Annotated in this window: 7 protein-coding genes and 1 pseudogene; 1 reads left to right on the top strand and 7 read right to left on the bottom strand. The window is 41.1% G+C overall.

What is annotated here, in order from left to right:
* The 4 genes and pseudogenes from G593_RS0112295 to trxB all read right to left on the bottom strand — a co-directional run.
* A pseudogene (locus G593_RS0112295) lies at positions 1-804 on the bottom strand (glycine/sarcosine/betaine reductase complex component C subunit beta); the annotation flags it as partial.
* Positions 805-932: 128 nt separating this feature from the next.
* Positions 933-1,406 (bottom strand): glycine/sarcosine/betaine reductase complex selenoprotein A, encoded by a 474-nt coding sequence (gene grdA / locus G593_RS0112290; protein WP_081445653.1) that lies wholly within the window; start codon positions 1,404-1,406, stop codon positions 933-935.
* Positions 1,407-1,476: 70 nt separating this feature from the next.
* Entirely contained in the window at positions 1,477-1,794 is a 318-nt protein-coding gene (trxA, locus tag G593_RS0112280; RefSeq protein WP_005343166.1) for a thioredoxin TrxA, read from the bottom strand.
* Positions 1,795-1,896: 102 nt separating this feature from the next.
* A complete protein-coding gene (trxB, locus tag G593_RS0112275) occupies positions 1,897-2,835 on the bottom strand; it encodes a thioredoxin-disulfide reductase (protein WP_005333855.1) in 939 nt (312 codons plus the stop codon).
* A gap of 255 nt (positions 2,836-3,090) precedes the next feature.
* Here trxB and G593_RS0112270 point away from each other — a divergent pair, with 255 nt between their 5' ends.
* Positions 3,091-3,741: a TetR/AcrR family transcriptional regulator gene (locus G593_RS0112270; RefSeq protein WP_029731871.1), complete on the top strand. Its 651-nt coding sequence runs from the start codon at positions 3,091-3,093 to the stop codon at positions 3,739-3,741.
* A 130-nt stretch (positions 3,742-3,871) separates the two neighbouring features.
* On the opposite strand, the gene G593_RS0112265 is transcribed toward G593_RS0112270, so the two are convergent.
* From G593_RS0112265 to ptsP, 3 genes are all read right to left on the bottom strand, one after another.
* Positions 3,872-4,603, bottom strand: a complete 732-nt coding sequence (locus G593_RS0112265; RefSeq protein ID WP_029731870.1) for a DUF975 family protein — start codon at positions 4,601-4,603, stop codon at positions 3,872-3,874.
* 13 nt (positions 4,604-4,616) lie between these two features.
* The gene (locus tag G593_RS0112260) at positions 4,617-6,473 is read right to left on the bottom strand and encodes an ABC-F family ATP-binding cassette domain-containing protein (protein WP_005342688.1); all 1,857 of its coding nucleotides are present in this window, start codon (positions 6,471-6,473) and stop codon (positions 4,617-4,619) included.
* Positions 6,474-6,645: 172 nt separating this feature from the next.
* The gene (ptsP, locus tag G593_RS0112255; RefSeq protein WP_029731869.1) at positions 6,646-8,268 is read right to left on the bottom strand and encodes a phosphoenolpyruvate--protein phosphotransferase; all 1,623 of its coding nucleotides are present in this window, start codon (positions 8,266-8,268) and stop codon (positions 6,646-6,648) included.
* Between the last annotated feature and the right edge of the window lie 25 nt (positions 8,269-8,293).

Here is an 8,293-nt window from a genome sequence, read left to right as displayed (position 1 = left end):
TTCGATCAGTGCATGGGTCGGTGCTGCACAGAATCCTCTTGCGTCTGATCCTGATGCGCTTACAAGTCCTGCAACCTCTGCTGCAGCTTTTGCAAAGTTACCGCCGCCTCTCTGGTTCATGTCTCCACATGCTTCCTCTGCACAGTCAATAACATACTCTACATCTGCTTTTTCGATTCCTGCGTTACGTACTGCATAAAGAAGAGCAAGTACACTTGTTGCTTTACTCATTAAGTTCTCGTGCATTACGTGTGCGCTTAAGTTCTGATCGATATCATGTGCACGTTTTACACATCCAACCAGCTCGTGGTTGAAGTAAAGTGCCTCTGCGTGCTCATCATTTACATATCCCTCGATTTCAGAAAGCTCTACACCGTCTTCGATCTGGGATGAAATATCTTCTGTAATGATTGGGTTTGCTGCAAACTGGCCTTTGTACTTCTCTACGAAGTTCTTCTCCAGTTTTACAACTTCAAACTGGTCACTGATCTGTACCAGGAATAAGAACTCTTCCTCAGGCATGATCTCACCGTATTTTCCATAACGGCTTGCATTCTCCATCTTCTTGTCATACCATGGAGCCTCTACCTGTGCCAGCTCATCCGGATGTACATTTCCGATGTATGTCTGGTTTGGCCAGTAAGCTACACAATCCTCATATGTACGAAGATGCTCTGGTACCTCTTTTAAGTACTCTGAATCTGGATTTACGATTCTCTCTGTTGTCTGAGTTGTTCCATTATATAAAACCATATCAGGAGTATGTGCTAAGACATAACTTGCTCCTTTAATTACGCTATTCATTGTTTTCCACCTTCACCTTTCTTTAACAAAAGGACGGAGGGGTGAACTCCGCCCTTTACGACAACATATTTTCACATAATATGCGTCTTGTCAAATTATTTAATATTTAATACTTACGATCAATAATCTTACAGATATTTACAGTATTCGTCACGGATAGCGCTCATCTCACTAACGATATCGTCAACGTCGAGTACCATCTCCATCATGCTAACCTGCTCATCGTAAACTGCCTCATCGAACTCTGCCTTCATTTCAGGCTCGCAAACGTGATATACTGTGAGTCCAAGCTGGACCCCTGTCAATGGACCTGCGAATGTCGGATCTCCTGCTGTTACAGTCTCAGCTGCAAGACCTGCAGCTTCACCTTCTGCAGCACCAAGAACTACTACTAAGTTCTCTGCGCCGTATTCATCAGCGAAATCCTTTACTCTTTTCTGATTCTCTAAGTCCATTGCGCCTGCGCTCGTTCAGACGAAACACTCCGTAGATGAAAATACTACTTCAGCACCAGCAGTTTTTACGCACTCTGCGATAGCTGGTCCCGGAATTCCATCACGGTCTCCGATAATTATTGCTTTTTTCCCTTCAAGAATAGCCATAATTATTCTTCTCCTTTCTCTTTATTAAATATTATTAAGGTGTATATGATAAAGAATTACCTCTAAAATCTTAGATGTATTTCTTGATCATCGCTTCGATTGTCTCCGGTGTACAATCATCCTTCACAAGCTCATCTACTTTCTCTCCATCTTTGTAGATAGCCATAACCGGAAGGCCAAGAATCTTCTGACCAATTGCCAGACGACGTGCTTTTGTTGTGTTAAGAGATGTAAATTTTAATTTGTCACCATATGTATCAGCGAACTCGTGTACCTTTGGCATAAGTGCTGCACACGGAACACATCCATCTCCAAAAAAGTCTACAAATACATAACCATCTGCCTCCAGAACCTCTGTCTGGAATGTATTCTTATCTACTTCTAACATTTTAAAAATCCTCCTGAATCGAACCATACTTTGCTTTGAACATTCTTCTATGGTTCTTTTATTACAAATAATTTCATTCAAGTAAGCCGACGGAATGCCTGATTAAGCCATGCTTCTTTCTACCTGAACTGCTGCGATTGCTCCGTCAGCGGCTGCTGTAACAACCTGTCTTAAGCTCTTCACACGCACATCACCGGCTGCGTATACACCCGGGATATTGGTGTGCATATCTGCATCTGTTGGGATGTATCCTCTCTCATCCATCTCGACGCTGCCTTTGAAGATGTCTGAATTAGGAATTGTGCCGATAAATCCGAATACTCCGAACATTCCATCGTCTTCATCTGCTTCAATCTTAGTAACTTCACCGGTTTTTACGTTCTTAACTGTCATCCAGGAAAGGATTCCATCTCCTCCAACTTCCTCAACAACTGTATCCCACATAAAGTGAAGTTTGTCGTTCTTAAAAGCTTTCTCCTGAATGGATTTCGCTGCACGTAACTCATCACGTCTGTGAATGATTGTAACTTTTCTTGCAAATTTTGTAAGATACATAGCTTCCTCAACTGCGGAATCTCCACCACCAACTACATATACTTCAAAATCTTCAAAGAAGTTCGCGTCACAAGTTGCACAGTAAGAAACTCCTCTTCCAAGGAACTCTGCCTCGCCTTTGCAGCCGATCGGTCTTGCATGAGCACCTGTAGCAATGATGATATTCTTTGCCTGGTACTCACCTTTCTCACCTTTGAGCACCTTTACCTCTCCCTCAAGTGATACTTCTTTAATTGTGTCAGATACTCGCTCAGCTCCGAACTTCTTAGCCTGCTCTGTCATACGTGCGATCAGAGACGGACCAGATTCTGGCTGATCCACAACCTGTCCTGGATAATTCTCAATCTCGTCTGTGATTGAAATCTGTCCACCGTCCTGACCTTTCTCAACAATCAAAACAGACAGGCGGCTTCTGCCTGCATAGAGACCTGCTGCCAATCCTGCAGGACCTGCACCCAGAACAATTACGTCATAAATCTTGCTCATCTTTTTTATTCCTCTTTTCTCTTTTTACATGGTTCCCCTATAATAAGCGCGCTTGTACTTATTGCCATGCATTTATAGTAACAACACATTTTTCGCTTGTCAATATCTTTCAAATATTTTTCAATATGAATTTTTATTGGAAATTTTATTTATATAAATTTTTTTATTTCAATTTTTATTTTTCACTTATCATCAAAATATGCTATGATAAAGACATCGTTTAAAAAGATTTTTCAGGAAAAGGATTATATAATTATGGGCGGAAATAATAAAGAAGCATTACAACGTGAGAATACGATTCGTTTCATCGAGGCCGCAGAAGAACTTATTGATGAACATGGCATTGATAACGTATCTGTTCGTAAGATTGCCGAGAAAGCCGGCTTTCATAATTCCACTATTTATCTCTATTTTAAAGATGTAAACGAATTGATTCTTCTCGCTTCCATGAAGCATTTTAATGAATATAGCAAAGCGCTTGCAAGGCTGAGCAGTAAGAACTGGGATTCAACTGAGAATTTTTACTTTGTATGGAGATTCTTCGTAGAATCTATGTTAAAGAATCCGAAGATTTATTATAATTTTTTCTTCGGGAAACATGGACAGGATTTTGGCAATCTGTTTAAGCGGTATTATGAATTATTTCCGGAGGAAGCTGACAAACTCTCACCGGACCTCATGGACATGTATTATGGAAAGAATATCCAGGAACGCTGCATGAAGCTTCTTCTCACAATCAAAGATAAGGATAACCAAATTACTTCTAAGAATATCAATATGATCAACACTATCATTGTAGCCAGTGTCAAATATATACTGGAACAAAAATGTATGGAACCTGAGCTGGATTCCGATATTCTGACCCGTGATCTGATGAATATAATCGAATATACAATTTCCAAATAGTCACATCGGAAATACAATTTTCTATTATAAGAAAAAGGGGCTGTAAATTCATGGCCTATGATATGCCATGAATTTACAGCCGCTTTTATTTTGTCTTCATTTTCACCACGGATTCTTTTTCTGACCGCTGCTATCGAATGTATCCTTCATTATACGCCTGAACTTTATTAAATGCATATAATTCTGTATTTGTTGCATTTACATATGGTGCCACATAGAATACACCTGCGATTCCACACGTAATACCTGCCACGAGCGCCCAGCCAATAAATGAAAGGTCCAATATAAAGGTCTCCATCTTCTGTCCATTCATCATTCGCTTGCTGATTTCAAATACCTGTTTAGAATCCATGCCCGGATTTTCAGCCAATATATATGGAACCATCCGATATTCATAGGATTTGATAATTCCAGGCACCACCAATAACAATGACCACAATGCTATATACAAATCATAAAAAAACATGGTCTTTACAACATTTCCGTAATGTCCGGACTTGAATCCATCTAATATATTTCCAAATGTTCCTGTCATGGTACGATTTTTAATAAAGAAACTGCATCCGCCAATTTTAAATACATTTCCTGCAAAAATTGTAAATGCAACAGCTGCAAGTGCTACAATCAGCGTAACTGCCACCACGGCCATAGAAATCATAAAACCTCTGGCAGAATCTCCATAGTAATAATCACTTCCATAATGATGATAAGAAACACTGGTGTTGTTTCCTCCGATTCTTCCGATAACAGAACTTCCGCCTCCGGTCAGCACTGCAAGTACAAGTGACACACCAACACAAGTCCAGTAATTTCTTTTAAATATTTCTTTTGCATTACGTTTCAATAGTTCCCTTGTCCACATATCTGTTCCTCCTTTATTCACCATTCAAGATTCGTTCATTCAGATCATTCAGATAAACCCATCGGTCCATCTTCTCTTCCAACGCTTTTTCTGTCTCGTCTTTCTTCACCATAAGCTCACCAAGTTTCACAGAATTCGTTGCACTTTTCATCATCTCGCTATCTAAATCTGCAATCTTTTGTTCCAGTACTTCAATTTCTTCATCAATTGTATCAAACTCGCGCTGTTCTTTAAAGGAAAACTTCAGCTTTTTCTCTCTACGTTTCCATGCGTCCTGCGAATTTGCAGAATTATTTTCATTTTCATCTGATTCTGAATTATCTTTTCCACTTGAAGCGTTCTGTGCTTTCAGACTGGCAGAAACATTCCCGCTTTCCGGACTTTCCAGTTCTTTGCGGATCAGGTAATCTGAATATCCTCCTTCAAACTGACGGATCACTCCATTTCCTTCGAAAGAAAAAATGCGGTTCACAGTACGATCCAGGAAATAACGGTCATGGGATACGATGATAATGATTCCATCAAATCGATCCAGATAATCTTCCAGAATGGTCAGTGTCTGAATATCCAGGTCATTGGTCGGCTCATCCAGGATCAAAACATTCGGCGAACTCATCAACACACGCAGAAGAAACAGTCTTCTTCGCTCACCACCAGATAATTTTTCAATAGGTGACCACTGCATTGCCCCATCAAACAAGAAATTTTCAAGCATCTGGGAAGCTGTGATCCTGCCATCTGAAGTCTGGATATACTCTCCTACTTCCTTAACATAATCGATGACACGCATCTTACCATCCATCTCTTCATTTTCCTGCGAGAAATACCCCATGCGGATTGTCTGGCCAATTTCTATCGTGCCGGCATCCGGTTCCACATTTCCATAAATCATCTTCAAAAGTGTGGACTTTCCACAACCATTCGGTCCGATAATTCCAATCCTGTCATTTTTCAGGAAAATATACTCATAATTATCAATCAGTTTTTTATCCCCATAGGATTTGCACAGTCCGGACACTTCAATCGTCTTATTTCCCATTCGGGATGCCACCGAATCCATAGCAACACGGCGTTCTTCCTGGATATCTTTCATCTCCTGCATGGCTTTGATCCTGTCAATGTGCGCTTTCTGCTTGGTACTTCTCGCTCTCGCACCGCGGCTCAGCCACTCAAGCTCTGTACGCAACAGACTCTTTCGTTTTCTCTGAGTAGCAAGTGCCATATTCTGGCGTTCCTCTTTGAGTTTTACAAACTCCGAATAACTTCCCGGGTAATTATAAAGATTTCCATGATCTACCTCCACGATCCGATTTGCAACGCGGTCCAAAAAATAACGGTCATGCGTCACCATGAGAATTGCTCCCCTAAACCTGATCAGATACTCCTCCAGCCACTCAGACATCGCGTTGTCCAAATGGTTCGTCGGCTCGTCCAGTACCAAAATATCTGCCGGTGTCAAAAGAGCGTTCACAAGTGCCACTCTTTTCTTCTGTCCTCCGGACATATGCGCCATCTTTTCTTCATAGTCTGAAAACCTAAGCTGATTCAGCATAGATTTTGCCTCTGCTTCCATCGTCCACTGATCTGTATCACTGATGATTCCACGCACTGCTGCCTGAAGTACCGTCTCTTCCTCTCCAAACACCGGTGTCTGTGGCAGATAACATATCTTTACCGTATTTCCCATACTGAGCTTTCCGGAATCGTATTCCTCCACACCAGCCACAATTTTCAAAAGTGTAGATTTTCCCATACCATTGATTCCGATGACTCCGATTTTTTCATTCTCATTTATTCCAAAAGCCACATCATCTAAAAGCACACGGTCTGTATATGCTTTTGTGACGTGTTCCATCGTCAGTAAATTCATAGTGTTTCATACTCCTTCGCTTTCTTCGCGTTTTATCATTATACTACAGAAATACAAAAGATACCAGTAGCAAAAGGCAGAAGTACACTGCATAAAAAGGCGAAAAAAAGACTACTATTTTACGAATTGAGGATTCGTAAAATAGCAGTCTTTCATTTTACATATCCTATTTCTACTCTGCTTCCCGGATTTTCTGTCTGACTTTCAAAACCATTCCCGGAGCTACTGATAATTCATCAATACCCATTTTCAAAAATGTCTCTGTCAGAGTCACATCTGCTCCGAGTTCTCCGCAGATACCGATCCATTTTCCTTCTGCATGAGCGCTCTCTGCTGCCATGCGGATCATAGCAAGTACTGCCGGGTGATGAGAATCATAAAAATCCTCCAGCTTCTGATTCTGCCTGTCAATAGCCAGTGTATACTGTGTCAGATCATTGGTTCCGACACTGAAGAAATCAACTTCTTTCGCCAGTTCACGGCTTACCATAACTGCTGCCGGTGTCTCAATCATAATTCCAAGTTCTACATCTTCCCGAAAAGCTGCTCCTTCTGTGCGAAGTTCTGCTTTGACTTCCTCGACGATTTCTTTGATTTTCTTTACTTCTGCTACCGAAATAATCATCGGGAACATAATAGATATCTGTCCATAAGCGGATGCACGATAGAGCGCACGAAGCTGTGTTTTAAAAATCTCAGGTCTTGTCAGGCAAATCCGGATTGCACGATATCCAAGTGCCGGATTATCCTCTTTATCAAGTTTAAAATAATCCACCTGCTTGTCAGCTCCGATATCTAAAGTACGGATAATGACCTTTTTCCCGGCCATCGTCTCAGCGACCTTTTTATATACTGTAAACTGCTGCTCTTCTGTCGGATAAGTATCACTTTCCAAATACAAAAATTCACTTCGGAATAATCCGATACCACCGGCATCATTCTTAAGAACCGCTCCTACATCTGCCAGGTTTCCAATATTTGCGTAGACATTCACTTTCTGGCCACTCTTTGTCACATTCTCTTTGCCTTTGAGCTGATTCAGAAGTTCTTTCTGTTCCTGATCTTTCTTCTGCTTTTTCTGCATGGAAGCCATAGTCTCTTCATCCGGATCAATATAGACTTTTCCATCTACTCCATCTACAATTGCGACCTTACCATCATATTCTTCTTTCAACGCTTCACCAAGACCGATCACTGCCGGAATATTCATGGTTCTTGCAAGAATCGCCGTATGAGAATTAGCAGAGCCATACATGGTCACGAAGGACAATACCTTCTCTTTGTCAAGCTGAACAGTTTCACTTGGCATCAGATCATCTGCTGCAATGATCACAGGTTCATCCATCACCATAACAGTTTCATTCTGACTGGATAATGCCTGAAGGAGCCGCTCTGAGACATCTCTGACATCTGCTGCTCTTCCCTGCATATAAGCATCGTCCATAGCTTCAAAAATTGCTGCAAAGTTGTCCGCTGTCGCACCGATTGCATATTCTGCATTCACATCCTGGGTGCGAATAATATTTTCAATTGACTCTACATAGTCCGGATCCTCCAGCATTAACTGATGCGCCTCAAAAATCATGGCATTTGCCTCTCCCACATCTTCCAATGCTTTCTCATATAATCCTTTTAACAGTTCTAACGTCTTTGCTTTTGCATTCTGAAAGCGTTCTACTTCCGCCTCCACATCTTCCACACGGGTTCTCTTTATCGTAATCTCATTTCTCTTATAGAACTGGATTTTGCCAATTGTAACCCCGCCAAATACACTTTTACCTTCTAAAGTAATCATCATGATCCGACTCTCCTGTTTTCAA

Origin of the sequence: Dorea sp. AGR2135 (assembly GCF_000420885.1) — a bacterium.
Classification (GTDB): domain Bacteria; phylum Bacillota; class Clostridia; order Lachnospirales; family Lachnospiraceae; genus Dorea; species Dorea formicigenerans.
Note: the sequence above shows the minus strand (reverse complement) of the source record. Positions and strands in the feature narration are given on the sequence as shown.